Origin of the sequence: Vibrio sp. TRT 29B02, assembly GCF_050113655.1 — a bacterium.
Taxonomy (GTDB): Bacteria; Pseudomonadota; Gammaproteobacteria; order Enterobacterales; family Vibrionaceae; genus Vibrio.
The window spans coordinates 1-20,716 of record NZ_JBNJOJ010000044.1; the positions used below are offsets into that span (position 1 = coordinate 1).

The window sequence follows — 20,716 nt, forward strand, 5'->3', positions numbered from 1 at the left end:
GAAACTTAGAGCCTTTATAAGCCATCTGCAGGATCGTTCAACCGATCATTTATCTCTTAACTGATCGGCATTAGCCCAGAGGCGGCTTTATTTGACCAAACATTGTCATCAATTCAGTTTGCTTGCAACAAGATCCAGGATCTCTTTCATCAACGCGTCATCAACTTTCTTTAAGTTGAGCGTTAAGTTGCTGCCTTTACGACTGTAACTTGCACGACCTTTTACTAGATCGGTTTTACTTACCGCCGATTTCTTACTTGGCGCAAGCTCTTCAATCCAAGCTTCAATGGTTTCAGTCACCTCTTTGGTAATACGAGCCACACCTTGAGACTGACTTCTCTGCCATACAAATCCGTCCTTAGAGCGACACTTGTCTAGCAGCTTACTCTGTTGGCTCTGCTCCAAACCATTAAATTGCTTGTGCAGTTTCACGATAGTCGGACGACCAAGTTCGGCAACGTTAGGGTAAGCTTGCAGCAATTCTAACGGCAAATCGGCAGCCTTAAGAGCACCACTGACTAACGCTTCACTGCACTGGAACATTTTTGCCAGTGCTTTCTGATCGTCTGCTTCACCTTTTTCCAGTTTAGCGAGCATCTCCTTGCCTTTTTCATACAAGGAAAGTGGCTTGTGCGCGTTCGCAACGTCAGACAGGAATTTAGCATGTTCGGTACTGATGTTTTCGCCAACGTAAATAAGGAACTCTTGCCCAGCTAAGATACAAGACATGCGACGACGACTACCATCGAGCACTTCGATTTTTCCGTCTTCGCGCTTGCGCCCAACAGCAGGATATTGCTGGCCACGTTCTTTAAGTGTGACTAGTACATCTGATAGCGCGTGTTCATTTAAGAACGCTTGCTCGCGCGCGTTTTCTGCGAAAACAACGGTCTTCTCGCTCACCTGCTCTGCCGGGATACGAACTAGCTCAAACTCGACCTTCTCTTCACCCGCAACCGACAACTCAATGATTTGAGCTTTCTCTTTCGCCGCTTGCTGCGCTTCTTGTGGAGTCGTCACATGGCGCTTATTCGCTTTACCAAATAATCTCGCGTTTAAATCTGAAGTCTTAATTGCCATTTTCTACTTACCCCTGATTTAGTGATGACCAATGACCATGAAGCACACGCTCCAGTTCTAATGCACTCTTCTGAACCGCATCTTGCGCCGTCGCTAGTGTCTTCTTACCGCCTTCAAAATCACTGGTTGTGAGATCGAAAACTGTGCTGTAGGTATCAGCACACGTTTCAAATGCGCGGCTACGCGGAATCGTTGCCATCATCACCTGATCACCAAGTAAATAGTTCATCTCGGTAAGAACTGCGACTTGCTTCTTGTTGTCATCTTCGAACATGGTCGGCATCAGACGAACAAATTCTAGCCCCTGCCAATCTTCTGGGAACATTTCATAAACGGTCGGTAAATGCTGGAAAAAGTTAACTGTCGATGCCCAGTCTAGTCGTTTTGCAGCACATGGGATCAATAGAGCATTCGACGCGTACATCGCATTCCATACTAATGGATCCACATGTGGCCCGGTATCAATCATGATCACATCAAAGTCGTCGGCAATTTTATCAATCAACTTTTCTTTCAGCAGCCTAACAATATCCAGTGATTGATTTTGTGATAGGTGCTGCCACGCTTCCGCGTTAAACATGGCATCTTCAGGGAACGCCGAAACCGTTTTTAAGTTAGGATACTGAGTCGGCAACAACACGTTTTTGTGTAAGAACTCATTGTCGACTTCTACCCCCTCAGGCACGTTATCAAGCATGATATCGACAGCTGAGTAAATGTTGTCATGATCAGTCAGGCTAATCTGTGGATTTAAAAACAGACGTAGTGAACCCTGTGGATCTAAGTCGATAAGACAAATGCGGTAACGCTTGTCTAAGTTAAGCGCCAAGCAAGCAGCAAGATGAACCGCAGTCATCGACTTACCGGTACCACCCTTCTGGTTCTGAACATTAATGATCCACGGTTTATTTTCGTTATTTTTTTTACGTTCATGAAACTTCGGGATCCCCGCCGCATCCATCAACATATGTGCTTCTTGCAAAGAAATAGAGTAATGGTTGGCGTTGTTCTTAGTGAATTGGTGACCAGACTCTTCCAACTTGCTGATAGCATCATCAAGCTTACGGCGAGTTAAACCCGAGCGAGTTTCCATCAATGCTTTTGACATTGGTGGGAAATGCTCATCGCTACGCTCTTCCAACACAATTTCTATACGATCAGCTTGAACCTGAGCGGTTTTCTCAGCGAGCTGTATGAGATTCTCAATCGTATGTTCTCGTTTCATTTGCCAAATTCCGTTATTAGTGACTGAAAATTATTGTACAGCATTTGCAACAATAAACAATAAAAAGGTGAACGTGCAATTATGGATGCGAATCACATTAAATAGAAATATGACATTCTATTTAATGCCAATCAGCAAAAATAGGTCAATTTGTTGTCAATTTTTGTCTCTACACGACATCACAAACCAACACAGATTAAAAGTGTTACAGCATCACTTATTTACAATGTAAAAATGTAGGCACTAAACATTCACTCGGAACGATTAAGATCGCTGTCTAATTTACGGTAGGTGCAATTTTGACTTTCAAAGTGATAACAAACGAGAAACTTTCATTAGGCAAGGGCGACAGATATATGGAGCTAACCATTCGCTAGACGAGTTCCGTTTCGGAACCATGATCAAGGAATATCTGGTGATCATGCTTTCAGGATAATTTCCCTATCTAGGAACAATGATCAAGGCGTTGAGTTGCTAAAAGCATGATCGACATTTTTGATAAACGATTGATCTAAGATCGGAACAATGATCAAGTAGTAGGAGTCTTCGGAAGCATGTAAATTTGTCACCAATTTACGGACAAATGCAGATGGACTAAGACTTGGGCTAATATAACGAGGTGAAAATCGCAATATTGACCGACAACTCAATAATTGGACGAACTCGCCTTCATTTCATGATCATGCTTTCGTAACCCTATTTACTCATAACCCAATGTGGATAAGATAGTAAACATGAAGCTCGACTTTCAAGATTGGCGTTAAAGTGTTCAATTTAACGATTTCAAGATTGTTTCCTTGATCATCGTTTCGCTAAATTGGACAATTATTAGCACTCGATGAGCAGAGGCAAATGTCTTTGTTTACTTCAGCTTGTGGATAAGGTGTGCAATTATGATGATCATGCTTTCATCATTGCATTGATCATTTATTCGATGCTGTGATGATCATCGTTCTAAGCATTTTTGATCATGCTTTCAAATACTTAATGATCATGCTTTCGTTATTTACATGATCATGCTTTCAGCCGACAAAAAAAATAGTTCTTATAACACAATCACTTACAAGCAAATTCTCGCCCAGATCAATAGATCATATAATCAATTAAGATCATATTAATCAAAAAGATCAGTTATTTAAGAGCAACAAGTTTTTCTTTATTTATGATCTTTTTTTCTTTATTCTTTCGGAACTATAGCGATATTACGGCTAGTGTGATACGGATCTAATAATGAGCTCAGAAGAAAAACTACTGATCAAAGCGCCAAGAAGCCACAAAGATGGGCACCTATTTGAAGTGTCGGAAGTCGCGGTTAACTGGATTGAACAATACCAACACTTTAAAGGCGTTACGAAAAGTATCGTTGAACTTCTTAACTTAATCTCTTTACGAGGCTTTAGCAGTAAAGATGGTTTAGTCTCGACTACCGAGCTTATTGATGCCACAGACGGACAAGTCACGCGAGCCGCAATTCAGCAGCGCCTGCGTGCAGCCGTCAATATTGGCTTATTTCAACAAGTTCCAGTTCGGTTCGAAGAAGGACTTGCTGGTAAAACGATGCTGCACCGCTTTGTTAATCCAAACCAATTGATCTCCGTACTCGGCGCCACGAGTCTAGTGACTGAATCCGTCAAACTGAGTGAAAAGCAGAAACGATCAAAAGCGTTAGCTCAAACGCAAGTCAATAAGCGCTTGCTCAATGAGCATGGTTTGAATACGCCACCAGCAATGAAAGATGAAGCGGATCAGTTTGTTGTTTCTCCCACTAACTGGGCTGGCATTATTGACCAGGCGCTAGCGCCACCACGTACGCGAAAAAGTTACCAAAAGAGCATGGTGTCGATCTCTGGTACACGTGCTGTGATCGAAACACGATCTTCTAAGAGCATCATGACCGTTGATGATCTGATGACTTTGTTTGCACTTTTCACGTTAACCGTGCAGTACCATGAGCATCATCAACATCAATACCAGCTAGATGGCACTCATGTACCGAATAAAACGCCGTTGTACATTACCGATATTCTCTCACTACGTGGCAAGAAAGATAGCGGACCGGCACGCGACTCAATTCGCGATAGTATTGATCGCATCGAGTTTACCGACTTTCAGCTACATGAGCTTACAGGTCGATGGCTAAGCGAGAACATGCCAGAAGGCTTTAAGAGCGATCGTTTTAGATTTTTGGCCCGTACCATCACTGCATCGGAAGAAGCCCCTACAGAGGGCGCTGACGGCGAAATACGCATTAAACCGAACCTATACATTCTTGTCTGGGAACCGTCGTTCTACGAAGAGCTGCTTACTCGCGATTATTTTTTCTTGTTCCCGCCTGAGATTCTTAAACAGCACACGCTGGTTTTCCAGTTGTACAGCTACTTCCGAAGCCGTATGTCACGTCGTCATTCTGACGTGATGCTATTGAGTGAGTTAAATCAAAAACTGGCGCGTAACATTGAGTGGCGTCGCTTCTCAATGGATCTGATCCGCGAACTCAAAAAACTGTCAAAAGAGAAGGGGAGTGACGAGCTATTTGTCGTCAACCTTTGGGGTTATCATCTGACGATCTCGGCGATGATCGACAACGACAAAGTCAAAGATTATCAGTTCGATATTAAATGTGATGCCGAAGAAGTGCTCCGCTACTCTCGTGCTCGAACGACGAATGCTGGCAAACGTAATATGGCGCCAACGCTGCCGAACCCACTGCGCAATGAGATGGTGTCTAAACAACAGCTCGAAGAGATGTCGCAGATTATTGATGGCGAGTTCGAGCCTATCCAGCGCAAAGAGCGTGCACCACGCGGAAAACTCGGTCGTCGAGTGAAGCAACGCAAGCACCTAGTAGAGATCAATGCTGATGAAATTACCATTACTCTATCTAAATATACCTCATCAGAGGCTCTAGAACGCTCTATAACAGCTTTAGCGGCGATGACAGGGCATTCCCATAGCTCAATCCAAGAAGAGTGTCTGGAGCTGATTGACAAGCTTGATTTCCTACGCGTAGGTGAACAGGCCGTTCCATACGAAACGTTGAGTAAGATGGTCGAGCTCTACAACAGCCAGAGCGAGAACAAGCATTTATCCATAGAGCGATTAATTGCTGGATTGGCTGTGCGCAGAAAAGTGTGTAAGCAAGTCTTCGAAGGTCATCTGGATGAAACAGTATTTAGAGCCTTGGATGAAGTCGCCGTTTGAGCCAACGACCATCAATGAAAACGATCAAGCCAGCAGATTTCTGCTGGCTTTTTAGTGTTTTCTTACTATCAAAAACACCTTGTTACACTCGACTAACATTAAGACAAAGCTACTACATTCCTCTGACAGAGCACTGACAATGTATCACTTCGAGTTGGATAATATTTATCCCGAATAGACAACCTTTTGTCCTTTCTGATGAATGAGGGATAGGATTATCCCTGATAGATTGGCTCATATTGTTACATTCATTCTGAATATTTTGCGAGTTCTCTGAACTCGCTTTTTTTTTGCCTGAATTTCCACTGCGGCATCTTGAGTTGCGGAGTAATGATCATGCTTCTCCTTGATCATTGATCCGCGTTTTTCGCTCAATCCTAATGAAACGATGATTTACCTTGATCATAGTTCCGATCTTCATTCCATTGCTGTTGTGCCATAAAGCGAACATGGTTTTCGATCAATTGGTGTGATTCTATTTGCCAGCGTGGACTTAGCTGTTGTGTACAGAACTCAAGACTGAGCACGACCAGATTTTGCATTCTTTTCATACACCAATCTTTAAGCTCAAGTTCACTTTGATAGTGGACGACGACTTGCTGAAACTTACTGTAAGCAAATTGTAGGTAATGATAGGCTTTATCGGGTGAACGCTCTCGTTCTTGTTGGAAAAGGCGTAAGCATCCGTCGAGCCAGCACGCGATGGCTTTACTTTGCTGTACGGAAATGAATGGTCCCCAGATTTGATCAGGAGGAGAGAGGATCAGGGATTCTAGCTGGTTACCTTGATCATGCTTTCGATTTTGATACCAGTATTCGATCTGTGTAAGCCAGTTCTCCAATGGATTCATTGCGTTTTCACCTAATCATGTGCCGTGAAATCTCTAGGTGTGATTAGTTTGGTTCATGATGAGGTCATTTGGCAAATCACCACCGAGGTACATTCGATGTGAAAACAGACGTCAACGTCCCAATAATGGAGAGCAGCTATTGAGCGGTATCGAGTGCAAAAAAAATTGGAGTGCTATTTTTGTAAGCAGTAGGAGGCGAAGGTTGGGAGCATAGGCAGTAAAAAATGAGACCGAGATCGCCCAACTTTCTTTAGGGGTAATCCTTTAAATGTACTGTGAGACTTTTGGTGGAGCAAAAACTATTTATCGAATTAACAGTAAGAATGCAGGAACTATTAGCATAATCACATTCTGAAGCTAAAATTCTTAACAAGGGGTGAGAGGTTTTGCTACAGATTAGCTGTCCCTTGCATGGTTTGTTCGGAGGTTATTATGTCCATTAATTCTATTGACCATGATGAAATGAGTAAAATTGCTGACAAGTGGGACTTCACGGAAGAAGTTGAGTCACAGAAGCCTGTGAAGGGCGTTAAATCCGCAGAAGCTCGTCGTCGTATTGAAGCATTAAGAGAGATTCGAGAAAGCGGTTTAACAATCGAAGAAGCCAAAGAGCTTGGCATCTTGCACTAGTCAGAAACTCTATCACGAATACTTAAGGGTGGCGTAGGAAAGCCACCCTTTATTTTTTCGCTAATTTTTGAGCGATTCCTCTCGCCATAGTGCGATTCTCTCTCTACATTCGCTTTTGGTGTGGTATATTCCCCCTCCATATTTTTACAGATTTGAGCTTTAATATGTCGATCAACCTGTCTAACCTCTCGGCTAGCGAAAAAAACAAGATAGAGCTTGATAAGCAAGCATCGTTTTTGGTTTGGAAACTCCGTGAAGCTAAAGCTGGTCCAGATGAAATCGACCAGACAGCAGCAAAGATCACTGATGACGAAGAACAAGCCTCATTTTTAGAGTCTGTAGCCAAATATAAACGAGTAATGGGTGTGGCATAATCCACTCATTTCCTCAGCAAGTGTCAGAAATTGAAAAGCTCACACGTTTTGCTAAAATCCTTCGCAATAAATTGAACTAGAGAGAACATCCCGATGGGAAGAAGTTTTGAAGTGCGCAAAGCCTCAATGGCAAAAACTGCAGGCGCAAAAATTAAAGTTTATTCCAAATACGGTAAAGAAATTTACATGTGCGCGAAAAACGGTGGCGGAGACCCAGACATGAACTTGTCTCTGAAACACCTAATCGCAAAAGCGAAGAAAGACCAAGTTCCTGCACACGTTATCGAAAAAGCGATCGACAAAGCGAATGGTGGTGGCGGTGAAGACTACGCTCCAGCGCGTTACGAAGGCTTTGGCCCTGGCGGCACTAGCGTAATCGTTGACTGTCTGACAGACAACGGCAACCGTACTTTCCAAGATGTTCGCCAATGTTTCGTTAAAACAGGTGCTAAGATCGGCGTTGAAGGTTCTGTTTCTCACATGTTTGATCACCAAGCTGTATTCCAGTTCAAAGGCGATGACGATGAAGTTATTCTTGAAACGCTAATGATGGAAGACGTAGACGTGACGGATGTTGAGCTTGAAGACGGTGTAATCACTGTATTCGCTCCTCATACAGAGTTCTTTAAGACTAAGACGGCGCTTAACAGTGCATTCCCTGATCTGACAATCGATGTCGAAGAGATCACTTTCGTTCCTCAAACTCACACTCCAGTAGCGGGTGAAGACGCTGAGAAATTCCAGAAGTTCCTTGACCTTCTAGACGATTGTGATGATGTTCAGCAGGTTTACCACAACGCTGAACTGTAATCTTTACCGTTGAAAAAACCGAGCCTTAGTGCTCGGTTTTTTTATGCCTGAGAGGTGGAGGTTTGACCCGTGAGCCAACTAGAAAGTCGGCGAACTTGTGGCAGGACAGTCAGGTTGAGCGTTAACGCTACTGGCCACGCAATAATAAAACTATCGAGCCATATAGCAGGCCATTGGTGATTGAAGCCGAGTTTATACCCAGATAGTAGTCCTGACATAATGACCGCCATTGTCAGCGACGATAATAGCGCCGAAACCCAAAATTGTTTGCGATTCATAATTTATGCTCCTGTGCTTGTTGTTTTGCTGTAAATGAGGATATAACTATCCAATAGTGAAAAATATAAGCAGGTTTAGAAGTATGAATTCCATATTTGGAAATATTGATGATCTCTATCTGTTTTGCAGTGTGGTTGAGCAAGGCTCGTTGCTCGGTGCTTCCAAGACTTTACACATCCCCGTCTCGACCATGTCACGCCGCTTATCCGCGCTTGAGCAGCGATTAGGGATGCGTTTACTAGAGAAGAAGGGCAGAGAACTGGTTGCGACACAAAGTGGCTTAGAAGCCTTTGAGTCGCTTCGTAGCGGTATGGAGTCGATCGAAAGTGGCTTTAGCCAGATGCTGAGTGAAACTCAAGAAGTCTCTGGCACGATTAAACTGGCCATTCCGCACAATTTCTATCGTGCTTTTGTTGGTGAAGTCGTCGAACAGTTTTTGGTTGATTATCCTAAGGTGATGTTAGATCTGGTGCTCAGTCAGGAACAGGCCGTCCCCCAAACGGATCGCGATCTCCTCATCACTTTCGATTTAGCGGATATGGATGACATGATCGCTAGGCCTTTGTTTACTGCTCATCATGGCTTTTTCGCTAGTCCAGAATATTTGGCGAAAGTAGGGCGAGTGGAAAGCCTCAGTCAGTTAAACCAACTGAATTGGGTCAGTGTTGATCATGTCGTAGATATATCCGTCTACCAGCAGCAGAGTTTGGTCGATGTTCTTCACATCAAGCCCAAGCTGATCGTCAATGACATACTTGCGGTATGCGGTGCAGTTGAAAAAGGGTTAGGTGTTGCCTCGCTGCCGTTTCGACATGTCCACGAGGGAATGAATATGGTGCGAGTGTTGCCTCAATACCAGCGCAGTGCTAGGCAAGCGTACTTGGTCTATAAACAGCGACGTTATCAGCCCAAGGCATTGACTCTGTTGGTCGAACGGTTAATGAGTGGGGTGGAGAAAATGCAGCATCCTGAACGTTTTACAGTGTAAAGCGTGCTATGCAGAAGAGAGGCAAGTCGGCATTTAATTCAGAATGATGCCGTCCGAAAGACAAAAGTAGGGGGGTGAACATTCACCCCACATATCGTCGACAACCTCTCGCAATCGAGAAGTGTTTATTCCAGTTTATTGTGTTTGACGCTTCATATCGTCGTGAACCATGGCGTTATCCAGCTCATGAATCGTCCCGATACGAACTCGTTTCTCTGGTGCAAGCTTTTCGTATTCAGTTAGGTAAATATCACTGTGGATGTGCTCAGCAATCATTTTTACCAATAGGCGATTATTGGTGTACAAACCTACCGTTTCTTCACGATGAGAGAACATCAAACCTTGCTTCATATCTGCCACGATCATAAAGCGGTGCGAAGGATACTCAGTTTCTTCATGGTTAGAGCGAGCGTAGAGCTCAATGCTAGGGTGGGGGACGGCAATGCGGTTGAACGAAAAAGCGATAATACGCACACCACGTTCGGCGGCATCGATTAACTCAGCAGAGAATCTAGGATCGAGCTGGAAATCCGTATTTAGGTATATTTCCACTTGTGCCATCTCTATCACTTCTTTGGCTTTTTGAACCAAATTGTCGATACCTGTGACGTTGTAAACAAACTCCTTTTCCTCAGTGAGCATCATGCGAGACAGCTCTTTTTTGAGAATATGGATATTTTCTACCGTGTTTTTCTCGATTTGGTTGAAGATCAGTTCTGGCGATTTAGCTTCATACTCTTTGGTGTCCCCATCCGACATAAAAATGTACCCATTTTTGTATAGGTTATCGATAGATGAGTAGACGGAAGAACGAGATAAAGAGATATCTTTCGCGATCTTGTAACCACTGGCACAACCGTTTTTCAGTAGGTTGATATAAACCAAGGAGTCCGTTTTTGTAAAACCAAAATTCATCAACTTATCAACCAAGTCTGACACGGTTTGCCCTCTAAAATTATTCAATATTGTGTTCCATTTTGGCTAGATTATCATTGGTTAAGCTCTGAGCCTAACTTGACGTGCAATGAGTTGCTGTTTTGTTTGAACTGCTCCACGGGCAATAGAAAAATCCTCATAGGGCAGTGCCAGAATTGTTGGCAGTGGCGAAATGCCACAATAGCGACTCAAAGCGACTTTGAGGTCACTAGAGATTGAAGAGTAACGGGAGACACTACCAAGCAAAAGTAAGGTTCTTGGCAGATGGCTCTCAATATGAGGATTGAGAGCGCGTGCTAATTGATTAATGTAGCGTCGATATGTTCGCGCCGCGATAGGATCGCCCTGTTCTAAAGCACTGAAAATATCTTTGACTCCCGCACGCTTGAGCAGGATTTGTTCGTATTGGCGCTCTAAGCCAGACACTGATAAAAACTGTTCTGTACAGGCCTCACTTGAGCACCGACAGGCAGTGACAAGACCATCCAAAACAAAGTCATATTCTGGTAGCGGCATATGTGCCCATGGGATAGGGCGAAGCGTGCGTTTGGAAATGCCTCTGCGAGTTCTGGTTGCGCAATACAGTTCACACTCGTTATCAACGATGGCACACAGCACTTCACCCAGTTTAATTTTCGTTAACACTTCAGGTGAGCATTGCAGCCCTGCCTGAACATAGTCGGTGACAGTACAAGGGATTCGATATCTTTGCTCGATCAGAGTTTCTATTGCCAGATGATGTTGCGTAAGCCAAAAATGCATCTCATCTGTGACGGCAAGACCAATAGAAGTAAATGAACTGTATGCCCATTGAAAATTATCTATCAGTTGAAACACCTGCTGCTTCAATTCTTGCGCGGTCTGAATGAGGCATTGTTGACTGGAATACAAGGTATTCATTTGCCCATCAAGCACCGTTGCTTTGAGTTGAGTTCTGTCTATCGAGATCCCTAGATACATGCTCAGTCCTCGCCTAATCGTACCAATATCCGTAAGCAGGTAGATTGATGCTGGTACCATCAAGCGCTACGGTTGCTTCAGTATCGCTATTGTTAAGTAAGAAGCGTCTTGAGCCTCGGTGATAACCGACGACGGAAGGATGTTCTATTTCGAGCCAGTGAATATATGGCAGATTAAAGTTGTCGTCACTTTGTCTCAGTTCAATCAAGTGCTGAACGAACGATCGGAAGTCAAGCTCAGTTTGATCTGGAGACCAGTTCATACAGCGACGATTGTCTTCGAGCCCCATGCCTTTACGCCCTTCCATAGCCACTTCACCACCATAGTAAATACATGGTGCGCCGGCTTGCGTGAACATAAACAGGTAGGCCAGTTTCGCTCGACGCAGATCGTTACCACAAAGGCTAACGAGGCGAGTGGTGTCATGGCTTTCAAGCAAGTTGAACATCGCTTCGTTGACATTTCGCGGGTAGGCAAGATAAGCCCCCGTTACGGTTTCCATAAATTGCTGCTTGCAATGAGCATCGAGCGCAAAATAATCGGTAATAGCCTGAGTCATTGGGTAGTTCATCAGTGAATCGTACTGGTCACCGCGCAGCCAAGGCATCCCTTCATGCCAAATCTCACCGAGAATGTAGCAATCGGGTTTGACCTGTTTGACGACATTGCGAAACTCTCGCCAAAACTGATGATCGACCTCATTTGCTACATCGAGTCGCCAGCCATCAATATCAAACTCTTCTACCCAGTAGCGAGCCACATCGAGTAAGTACTGGCGACAGGGTTGATGCTCTGTGTTGAGTTTGGGCATCTCAAGTACGTTGCCGAACGTTTCGTAATTAAAGTTCCAGCAATCCCATTGTGACTTATCGGTGTCGGGATACACAGGGAACTGGTTGATCCAGAACCACTCCGCATACTGAGAGTTCTCACCATTTTTGACCACATCAAGCCAAAATGGATGTTGATCACCTATGTGATTGAAAACGGCATCGAGCATCACTTTCATGCCTCGATTATGCGCCTCCTCAACCAGAGTTCTAAAGGCATCGTTGCCGCCAAAATGTGGGTCGACATTGAAATAATCCACGGTATCGTATTTGTGGCTAGTTGTGGCAGTGAAAATTGGACACAAATAGAGTCCGTTAATCCCTAAATCTTGAAGATAGTCGAGATGCTCTATCACGCCCCAAAGATCGCCTCCCATAAAATTGCGAGAGGTCGGTACGCTGCCCCAAGGCTCAGCATTTTTAGGGCTGATTTCTGGTCTGCCATTGGCGAATCGTTCAGGAAAAATTTGATACCAGACAGTGGATTTAATCCAGTCAGGCGTGACCAAAACGTCTTTCGGGTTGATGAAAGGAAAGCAGAAGAAATTGCTCAAATTACTGAGTTCTCGTTCCTCCGCCGATTTGCTGTCTAGGTCAACAGTACGCTTCTCACCAAACAGTATTTTTTCCCCATCTTTGCCATAGAGTATGAACCCATAGCGGCTACGACGTTTTGGGGGGGTGAATTCGGCAAACCAGTGGTCATGGTGCTCTGTCACCCCTTCGAGCTGCATAGGCACTTCGTTACCACCAACCCATCCGTGGGCATCGCTCCCTCCTAGGTTGCCACCATCTAACCCGCCTTCTGCCCATCGATAGGGGTCGCCTATCCATAAGCAAACGCGCTCCACTTCACCTTTGGCGCTTTTGAGCCTGAGATGCAAAGTTTGCGCGTCATAGGCATAGCTATCAGCACTTTTGACGGTATGAGTGAGTGAGCTTCGAGTAATCATAATTATTGGTCCTGTTATTATTCTTTTACTGCACCACTCACTAAGCCTGTGGTGATGTGTTTTTGAGTTGCGACAAAAAGTAGAGTGATTGGCACCGCAACAAGCAGTGAACCCGCCGCAAATAGAGTGAAATTTTCCGCAGAATTAGAGGTGATCCAACTGAAGATACCGATCGCCAAAGTCATCTTCTCTTCACTGCGCAAAATGAGTGTCGGCAGAATGAAATCCATCCATGGCCCGGTAAAAGACACCAGTGCTACAAACACCAGAATGGGTCTCGCCAGTGGCAAGATGATTTCGATGAAAATGGTCATATGACCTGCGCCGTCAATCTTTGCTGCCTCGTCGAGTGAGGTGGGAATCGCATCAAAGTAGCCTTTGACCAACCAAGTCATAAATGGCAACGATCCCGCGACATAAACGAACAGCAACCCTGCGTAGGTGTCGATCAGGTTGAGTTTTGACAGCAAGATGTAGATCGCAGTCATTGACAAAAAGGCAGGGAACATCTGTAAGACTAAAACCCCCATCAGCACATTACGTTTACCTTTGAAGCGATAGCGTGAGAATACGTATGCGGTCATAGTCACGACGACCAGCGATATCAGCATGTTGGCAGTTGCCAGTGCAAAGGTGTTGAGATACCACTGTAGGTACGGGGTGTCCTGAAACAGCGCCACATAATGTTCTAGTGAGAAGCTCCAACCTGAAAATGAGGAACTGAACATATTGCTGCCAGGTTTAAACGACGCCAATACCGTCCAGATTACTGGCCCTAACACCAATAAAGCGTTGATAAGTAGGAACAGATAGACCACGCCAGTGGCCAATTTTTGCAAAAGAAACTTCATTACTTCATCCCCACATCATCGCTAAACGATGACATTCGTCTGAACTGCCAGATCGCGATGACTGACAAGAACAAGAAAATAATTATCGAGATCACAGAGGCGATTTGGTATTGCTGGAAGTCGAGAGTTAACTTGTAAATCCAAGTGATCAAAATGTCGGTGTGTCCTGCAAATCGATATTCTGGGTTGATTGGGCCACCTTCGGTCAAGAGGAAGATTGCACCAAAGTTATTGAAGTTATGGGCAAAAGTCATTACCAAGGAAGGCGCTACTTGGTGCAAAACCATAGGCAAGGTGATTTCCTTGAATTGCTGGAATTTATTTGCACCATCCACTTCACTGGCTTCATAAAGATCTTGCGGGATATTGGTTAGCGCACCGGAAATCAGAAGCATGAAGTAGGGTGCGCCCACCCAGACGCTGACCGCAATCACGGTTACTTTTGCCATCCATGGATCGGATAGGAATGCCACCGAGTCAAAACCCCAGCTATTGAGTGTTGCGTTTACCGGCCCAACTCCGTTCAAGAGCAGGCGGAACATCAGCAAAGTAACAAATGCAGGGATGGCATAAGGCAAAATGAAGACAAAACGCCAAGCCTTCTTTGCTTTTATGTTTTTGTTGGATAACGCCAGAGCGAGTAAAAAGCCAAAACCGCAAGTACAGATGGTGGCTAAAATCGCCCACATCACCGTCCAAGTAGCCACGCCAAGAAAGGTGTTTGACCAAATCTTCAGTTCAAACAGAGAAATAAAGTTTTTGAGTCCAACCCAATCGACGAGATTTCGTGGCGGAATATGGTGTGGTGCCGAATAGTTAGTGAAGGAAACCAATACCGTAATAACAATCGGCATGATGATAAATGCGATACTGGTCAACATCGCAGGTGAAAGCACCAGTAAGGCAAACTGCCTATCGTAAATGGCCTTGATCTGTTCAGTCGCAGAAAGCTGGCACGGCTGACATGAGCTAGCGTCATTGATATTTAGTGCATACAGGCACAGGAAGAGAAACACCGCGATCAGTGCGATGACACCTTCCACCAGCAAAAATACCGAGTGATCACCTTGAATAATGGTAAAGCCTTCACGAGTTTGGGCGACATCTCCCAAAGTCACTAGCTGTTTTAACGCCAAGCTAAGCTCTGGAATACTGACGACAAAAAGCACTTGAATAAGTAGCCAAACCAGCCCTTTAACCCAGTGGCCCTGACGCATTTGCGTCAGGCCCATGAGGAGAGTGGAAGCGTTGAATACAGAAGGTATTCGAGTTTGAGACAACAACATCCCTTACTCCTGTAAACTGATCTGTTCTTTGATGACTGATTCTGCGCGTTTCAATACCTTTTCAGGCGATTTGTCATTCACCCATAGAGAGGTCATCGCACTGGCCATTGGTGACCACAAGTATCCCATCTCAGGTATTGATGGCATCGCATCGGCAAAGTAACCCTGCCCGATGATCGCGTAGGTCGCTTCATCAGCATCGACAATGATCTCTTCCATCACCTCTTGAACAGGAGGGATCGACTTTGTCATCTCATAGCGTTTTTTAAGCATCTTGTCGCTGCTGAGATAATTGGCAAATAATTGAGCCGCTTTCGGATAGTTTGTAAAAGAGGACACCACGGCTAAACGAACTGTCGAAAATGTTCTTGGTTGCTTACCATCCAGTGTCGGGATAGGGATCACGCCAAAGTTTACCCCAGACGCTTGGTAGCCTTGAATAGCCCAAGGGCCATCAATAATCGCGGCCACCTTTCCTTCACTGAACAAGCCTCGTCTAACCTGGGGGTTGCGTATATCCATCGGGTTAGCGCTGTTGGCAACCTGAAGTTTCTTCATTGCTTGCAGACCTTGCTGAGCCTGTTCAGAGGCAATACCGATATCCTTGGCATTGGTGCCATTGTCGCCAAATTCGTAAGCGCCATAGAGAGTCAAGAACATACGAGATTCGTAGTAATTTTGTATATCCCACAGCAAGGCATATTTGTGTTCTTTATTGTCGTTAAATGACTTGGAGAATTCGATCAGTTGCTCAAAAGATTCAGGGGCTTGAGGTAGCAGGTCTTTATTGTAGAACAGAGCGGTTGTGGCGAAGCTGACCGGAAATCCGTAGGTTTTGCCCTCAGAACGCGCTGCGCTGACGGCGCTGTGCAGGAAGTGGGTGTTGATATGTTCCGCAGAGACCAGATTTTCCATCGCTCCACCAGCGACAACTAAGCGCCCAAGCAGATCATGTTCAATTTCAGCCACATCTGCGACACGTGCTGAGCCTCCATCTTGAATCAGTCTAGACGCAGCATCAATCGGTGCGAGACCACGAAAATCAAACGTCACCTTGTAGCCAAGATCTTGATTGAACTGATTCGCGGCGTATTTCATGTAATCGACGGTAGTGTGGTCCGTCCAAACCAACAGATTTGCACCTGGCTCTGGTTCGATAGGCTGTGCCAAGGCAGAGGCGCTAACAAGAGTGGTGAGCAGTATTTGACTGGTCAATAACTTGGTTTTCATTGTGGCATCCAATTTAGTAGTTCACGATATACTACTAAATTGAGCTGGATAGAGATTTTAGTCAATTGAAAACTGCTCAAAATAACGTCTAAATGTGATCTGAATCTACTAAAGTGCTTGTATTGCAAAGGATTGCAAGAGGTTGTATAGCTTTCCTGATCTTATTGTTGTTCTTATCATTAATGGCCATTAAAGGCAGTGAAAGCTGATTTTTGGTGATGTATGTCAAATTATTGCTCGCTATCTAGTGACCAGTGTCTCATTTGAATCTCATTCACCGAGCAAATAATATTCAGATGCAGAACAATGATTAGGCGTTCAGGCTGAACTACTAAATAAAACCCGATTAATATTTATAGAATCCACCTCTATGAGGTTAAGGACATACTGTGAACAGGACTGTACTTTCGCTCAGTATCGCTTGCGCTCTGAGCACTGCACCTACCGTTTTTGCTGCTGAGAATGGACCCGCTCCCCACGAAATGGGAGGCAATATACTGACTCAGGCTCTCGATTTTGGCGGACATGTTGGGACGTCGATTGAAATCGAAGATAAAGACATCACCAATTACAAAACGTGGGGCGGACAGACTGAAAATGAACGTACTACTACCCATGAAGTCCTTGGGCTGTTTTATAAAAACGCTCACTGGAACTTCTCTTCTTTATACGCTTTTAAATTGACTGATCGTGTTAAGCGCAGTCAGGATCGTTCGTACACTGAGACTGAAGATGGCTATAAGCATCTCATTTCGATCGACAAGAAATTCCCTTTACCCAACGGCTTTGAAACAGGGGTTATCTATGACCTAGAGTACACCTTGGGTACGGTCGCGACGACGGCAGGCGTGAGCAATCTGCGTACAAAGAACGCTGAGCACAGTGTTCGCCCTTACTTCAACTTTTACAGTAATGAGTATGACGCGGGCTTCCAATCTAATCTTGAGTATCTCTACAACGATGAAGACAAGTCTGCTTGGGGGAGTCGTGTTGAAGAGGGTTACTCAGTCCTTGTTAAGCCATACAAGCGTTTTGGTAACTGGGAGCTTGGCGTTGAGTTCTACTACCAGGTTAAAGACAACGAGGCTCGCAACAGCGATGGTTCGATCAATGAAGTGAGCGATTTCACGGAAAAGTACATTGAACCTATTGTTCAATACAGCTTTGAAGATGCGGGCACCTTATATGTACGCGCTCGCTACGGTGAAAACGAGACTAAGCATACGGAAGGCTGGGCTGCGGGAGAGCAGTACTTCAAAGACATTCGTAAAGCGACGATGGGCTACGAGCAGTCTGTTGGCGACAACTGGCTACTTAAAGGTGAGTATGAGTGGGCTAAAGACACAGAGACCTTTACCAAACTCGCTGGCGAAGAAAAGGTTGTCGAGCAAAACACCTTCTTGCTTCAGGCTATTTACCGTCTGTAAAACACGTTTATTTGCTTAAGGAAATCCTATGATCACGGTTTCGGAAATTGCTCAATTGATTGGTGGCCAAGTAGATGGCGACCCAGGCTTGTCTGTGAGTACGATTGTCCCGCTCAATCACCCTGAACAAGGGGGACTGGCCATCGTATTTTCTAAAGCTGAACTCAAGCATATAGAGCAATCAAAGGCCGACGTGATCATAGGACCTTCGTGCATCCTATCTAGTCAAGCGAAAGCCAAAATAGTGATTGAATCGCTTCAAGCTGAAACACTCAATACTCTGTTGCGTTTTTACAAAGTACATAAATATCAATTATTTGAACAAGGTAATACGTCTGAAATTGCCGATGTTTATATTGGTAAACATTGCCAGATAGGTAACAACTGTCACTTTATGCCTGGCGTCAAAATCATGAATGGTGTGACCATCGGTGACAATGTTGCCATTCATGCCAACACCGTGATTAAAGAGGGCACGGTTATCGGTAATAACGTCACTATCGATTCCAATAACTCTATCGGTAACTTTAGTTTCGAATACATGAATGGCCGCCATGGCCAGTTTGAGCGTGTAGAAAGTGTTGGCCGCGTTGTTATCGAAGACGATGTCGAAATTGGCTGCAACAACGCGATCGATCGTGGCACGCTCGGCGATACCGTGATAGGCAAGGGCACCAAGATAGACAATCTTGTCCAGATTGGTCACGACTGCAAAGTGGGCCAGCACTGTTTAATTGTTTCTCAGGTTGGATTAGCGGGGCACACCACGCTAGGAAACCATGTCATCGTTCACGGTCAGGTCGGCACCGCTGGTCACATTTCTATCGGTGATCACTCTGTGATTAAAGCCAAATCAGGAGTCAGTCAGTCGTTTCCTGCACGCAGTGATTTATTTGGCTACCCGGCAAAAGATGCGCGTGCTTACTACAAGAACTTGGCGGTTCTCAATAAATTGACCCGTCAGTTTGACCTCGCTAAGCACTCCGATAATCGCAAACCAATTGATCCACCTTCTCACTGGTTAAAACGCTTATTTTCTGGTCGTTAAACCTAAATAAAATTAAGGACTTATGATGAAAAAAATCATTCTACCTCTGTTACTTAGTGCGTTGGCTGCGGGTTGTTCCAGCACCAGTGACACCACCAGCCAAGTCGCACCGACCAATGCTGATAGCCTACTGGCGAAATGCGACTTAGCGACAGTAGAAGATCGTGGACCGATTCGCCCGACCTTGTTTGTTGTGGGGACTTTTGATGAAGGTCAGTGGATCCATCTTGAAGATCGTGAAATGAGCCATAAAGGTGATGGTATTTATCAGGTTGTCCATCAAGAGAAGGCTGGCGTGGTCAACGTTCAGTTCGCGACCATGAACTGGAATCCACAGTACACCGTCTCTGGGCGCAAAATGGGCGTCAATCAGGAGATCGAGTTGAAGCGTGGTGGTTTTGCCAAAAATACCCGTGTAGAGATCCCAACTGATGGTAAATATGTTTGGTCAATTCAAATTGATGAAAACAAGAATCCAGTGCGCGCGATGATCGCCACTTGTCAGTAATACTGAGCCGTCAGAGACTCTCTGACGGCGTTAAGTTTATAGCTTAATGCACATAGTGATGTGCCGTAAGTTATGAGTTTATAGCGCTTTATTTGGAGTACCCATGGCAACAGTTAGCCTAAAACAAGTAGAAAAACAGTACGAAAACGGCTTTAAAGCGGTACACGGAATCGACCTTGAAATCAATGAAGGCGAATTTATGGTTTTTGTCGGGCCATCTGGTTGCGCCAAATCAACCACATTGAGAATGATCGCAGGGCTTGAATCGATTTCATCTGGTGATATTCGTATTGGGGATCGAATCGTGAACGATTTGCCACCTAAAGATCGTGGTATCGCGATGGTGTTTCAAAACTACGCTCTTTATCCGCATAAAACGGTTTTCGACAATATGGCCTTTGGTCTCAAGATGGCTAAAAAGTCGAAAGAAGAGATCAAGAAAAGAGTTGAAGAAGCGGCGGAAAAGCTAGAGATCACGGATCTGCTTTATCGAAAACCTAAGGAGATGTCTGGTGGTCAGCGCCAGCGTGTTGCGGTAGGTCGAGCAATCGTCCGCAAACCTGATGTCTTTTTATTCGACGAGCCACTATCGAATCTGGATGCCAAGCTTCGTGTCTCAATGCGGGTGAAAATTGCTCAGCTTCATCAATCACTCAAAGATGAAGGTAATCCTGCAACCATGATTTACGTGACTCACGACCAAACCGAAGCCCTCACGCTTGGTGACAGAATCTGTGTCCTCAATCAGGGTAAAATTATGCAGGTTGATACCCCTGCAAACTTATACAACTACCCAGCAAACCGCTTTGTCGCCAGCTTTATTGGTTCACCGGCAATGAATCTGGTGGATACCGTACTGAGACGAAATGGCGAAAACTTGATGGTTGAGATTGCGCCATCTGCTCGCATCCTCATCCCTAAAGCAATGCAAGAGGCGCTGGATCAATACGTAGATAACCCAGTCTGCTTCGGCATTCGTCCTGAACATATCTCGCTGGCACAAGAGGGAGAAACATTGAATACCTTTGAAGGCCAGCTATCTGTGGTTGAAAACCTCGGCAACGAAAAGTACCTCTACTTCACAGTGGGTGGTAAAGAGCTGATTGCACGCGTTCAAGATCAGTCCATTACGACGGCGGACATTGGTCGCACATTCCGTTTCAACCTCAACACCGCGTTTTGTCATATTTTTGATTTTTATAATGAAAACAATCTCATTCACAGCCGACCCTACTCGGCCTAGTTAACA

At 44.8% G+C, this 20,716-nt stretch carries 19 protein-coding genes; 9 read left to right on the forward strand and 10 right to left on the reverse strand.

Annotated features, from left to right (window positions below; genetic code table 11):
- Positions 1–108: 108 nt before the first annotated feature.
- Together ACQEXT_RS19865 and ACQEXT_RS19870 are read right to left on the reverse strand one after the other, a co-directional pair.
- A complete protein-coding gene (locus ACQEXT_RS19865; protein WP_138973061.1) occupies positions 109–1,080 on the reverse strand; it encodes a ParB/RepB/Spo0J family partition protein in 972 nt (323 codons plus the stop codon).
- Positions 1,081–1,087: 7 nt separating this feature from the next.
- Entirely contained in the window at positions 1,088–2,305 is a 1,218-nt protein-coding gene (locus ACQEXT_RS19870; RefSeq protein ID WP_331418604.1) for a ParA family protein, read from the reverse strand.
- Positions 2,306–3,535: 1,230 nt separating this feature from the next.
- Here ACQEXT_RS19870 and ACQEXT_RS19875 point away from each other — a divergent pair.
- The gene (locus tag ACQEXT_RS19875) at positions 3,536–5,506 is read left to right on the forward strand and encodes a replication initiator protein RctB domain-containing protein (RefSeq protein WP_138973063.1); all 1,971 of its coding nucleotides are present in this window, start codon (positions 3,536–3,538) and stop codon (positions 5,504–5,506) included.
- Positions 5,507–5,883: 377 nt separating this feature from the next.
- Here ACQEXT_RS19875 and ACQEXT_RS19880 read toward each other — a convergent pair whose 3' ends face one another.
- Positions 5,884–6,357, reverse strand: coding sequence for a transcriptional regulator (locus ACQEXT_RS19880; RefSeq protein ID WP_426953295.1), 474 nt, complete (start codon positions 6,355–6,357; stop codon positions 5,884–5,886).
- Positions 6,358–6,789: 432 nt separating this feature from the next.
- Here ACQEXT_RS19880 and ACQEXT_RS19885 point away from each other — a divergent pair, with 432 nt between their 5' ends.
- The 3 genes from ACQEXT_RS19885 (at position 6,790) to ACQEXT_RS19895 (ending at position 8,171) form a co-directional block, all read left to right on the forward strand.
- Positions 6,790–6,987 (forward strand): PA3496 family putative envelope integrity protein, encoded by a 198-nt coding sequence (locus tag ACQEXT_RS19885; protein WP_138973065.1) that lies wholly within the window; start codon positions 6,790–6,792, stop codon positions 6,985–6,987.
- A 164-nt stretch (positions 6,988–7,151) separates the two neighbouring features.
- Positions 7,152–7,361 (forward strand): DUF3283 family protein, encoded by a 210-nt coding sequence (locus ACQEXT_RS19890; protein ID WP_138973066.1) that lies wholly within the window; start codon positions 7,152–7,154, stop codon positions 7,359–7,361.
- Between the two features lie 93 nt (positions 7,362–7,454).
- On the forward strand, positions 7,455–8,171 hold the full coding sequence (locus ACQEXT_RS19895; RefSeq protein WP_138973067.1) for a YebC/PmpR family DNA-binding transcriptional regulator: 717 nt from the start codon (positions 7,455–7,457) through the stop codon (positions 8,169–8,171).
- Between the two features lie 41 nt (positions 8,172–8,212).
- Here ACQEXT_RS19895 and ACQEXT_RS19900 read toward each other — a convergent pair whose 3' ends face one another.
- Positions 8,213–8,449, reverse strand: a complete 237-nt coding sequence (locus tag ACQEXT_RS19900) for a DUF2798 domain-containing protein (protein WP_138973068.1) — start codon at positions 8,447–8,449, stop codon at positions 8,213–8,215.
- A gap of 83 nt (positions 8,450–8,532) precedes the next feature.
- Between ACQEXT_RS19900 and ACQEXT_RS19905 the strand changes: the two genes are divergently transcribed.
- Positions 8,533–9,438, forward strand: coding sequence for a LysR family transcriptional regulator (locus ACQEXT_RS19905; protein ID WP_426953296.1), 906 nt, complete (start codon positions 8,533–8,535; stop codon positions 9,436–9,438).
- A gap of 135 nt (positions 9,439–9,573) precedes the next feature.
- Here the strand turns inward: ACQEXT_RS19905 and ACQEXT_RS19910 are convergent, their stop codons facing one another.
- Genes ACQEXT_RS19910 through ACQEXT_RS19935 form a run of 6 tightly spaced genes read right to left on the reverse strand, consistent with a single transcriptional unit; the run spans position 9,574 to position 16,484 of the window.
- Positions 9,574–10,377 (reverse strand): TrmB family transcriptional regulator, encoded by an 804-nt coding sequence (locus ACQEXT_RS19910; protein WP_426953312.1) that lies wholly within the window; start codon positions 10,375–10,377, stop codon positions 9,574–9,576.
- Between the two features lie 57 nt (positions 10,378–10,434).
- On the reverse strand, positions 10,435–11,334 hold the full coding sequence (locus ACQEXT_RS19915) for an ROK family protein (RefSeq protein WP_426953297.1): 900 nt from the start codon (positions 11,332–11,334) through the stop codon (positions 10,435–10,437).
- Between the two features lie 13 nt (positions 11,335–11,347).
- Complete coding sequence (locus tag ACQEXT_RS19920) at positions 11,348–13,117, reverse strand: glycoside hydrolase family 13 protein (RefSeq protein WP_426953298.1); 1,770 nt, start codon at positions 13,115–13,117, stop codon at positions 11,348–11,350.
- A 17-nt stretch (positions 13,118–13,134) separates the two neighbouring features.
- Complete coding sequence (locus tag ACQEXT_RS19925; protein ID WP_269375311.1) at positions 13,135–13,968, reverse strand: sugar ABC transporter permease; 834 nt, start codon at positions 13,966–13,968, stop codon at positions 13,135–13,137.
- Complete coding sequence (locus tag ACQEXT_RS19930; protein WP_426953299.1) at positions 13,968–15,254, reverse strand: carbohydrate ABC transporter permease; 1,287 nt, start codon at positions 15,252–15,254, stop codon at positions 13,968–13,970. The genes ACQEXT_RS19925 and ACQEXT_RS19930 overlap by 1 nt, the downstream gene beginning before the upstream one ends.
- 3 nt (positions 15,255–15,257) lie before the next feature.
- Complete coding sequence (locus ACQEXT_RS19935) at positions 15,258–16,484, reverse strand: maltose ABC transporter substrate-binding protein (protein WP_426953300.1); 1,227 nt, start codon at positions 16,482–16,484, stop codon at positions 15,258–15,260.
- 389 nt (positions 16,485–16,873) lie between these two features.
- Here ACQEXT_RS19935 and ACQEXT_RS19940 point away from each other — a divergent pair, with 389 nt between their 5' ends.
- From ACQEXT_RS19940 to ACQEXT_RS19955, 4 genes are all read left to right on the forward strand, one after another.
- Positions 16,874–17,911 carry a porin gene (locus ACQEXT_RS19940; RefSeq protein WP_269375314.1) on the forward strand — a complete coding sequence of 346 codons (1,038 nt, stop codon included), beginning with the start codon at positions 16,874–16,876 and terminating at the stop codon, positions 17,909–17,911.
- Between the two features lie 28 nt (positions 17,912–17,939).
- Entirely contained in the window at positions 17,940–18,959 is a 1,020-nt protein-coding gene (gene lpxD, locus ACQEXT_RS19945; RefSeq protein ID WP_426953301.1) for a UDP-3-O-(3-hydroxymyristoyl)glucosamine N-acyltransferase, read from the forward strand.
- 22 nt (positions 18,960–18,981) lie between these two features.
- Entirely contained in the window at positions 18,982–19,467 is a 486-nt protein-coding gene (locus tag ACQEXT_RS19950; protein WP_426953302.1) for a glycosidase, read from the forward strand.
- A gap of 103 nt (positions 19,468–19,570) precedes the next feature.
- Positions 19,571–20,710 (forward strand): ABC transporter ATP-binding protein, encoded by a 1,140-nt coding sequence (locus ACQEXT_RS19955; RefSeq protein ID WP_426953303.1) that lies wholly within the window; start codon positions 19,571–19,573, stop codon positions 20,708–20,710.
- Positions 20,711–20,716: the final 6 nt, after the last annotated feature.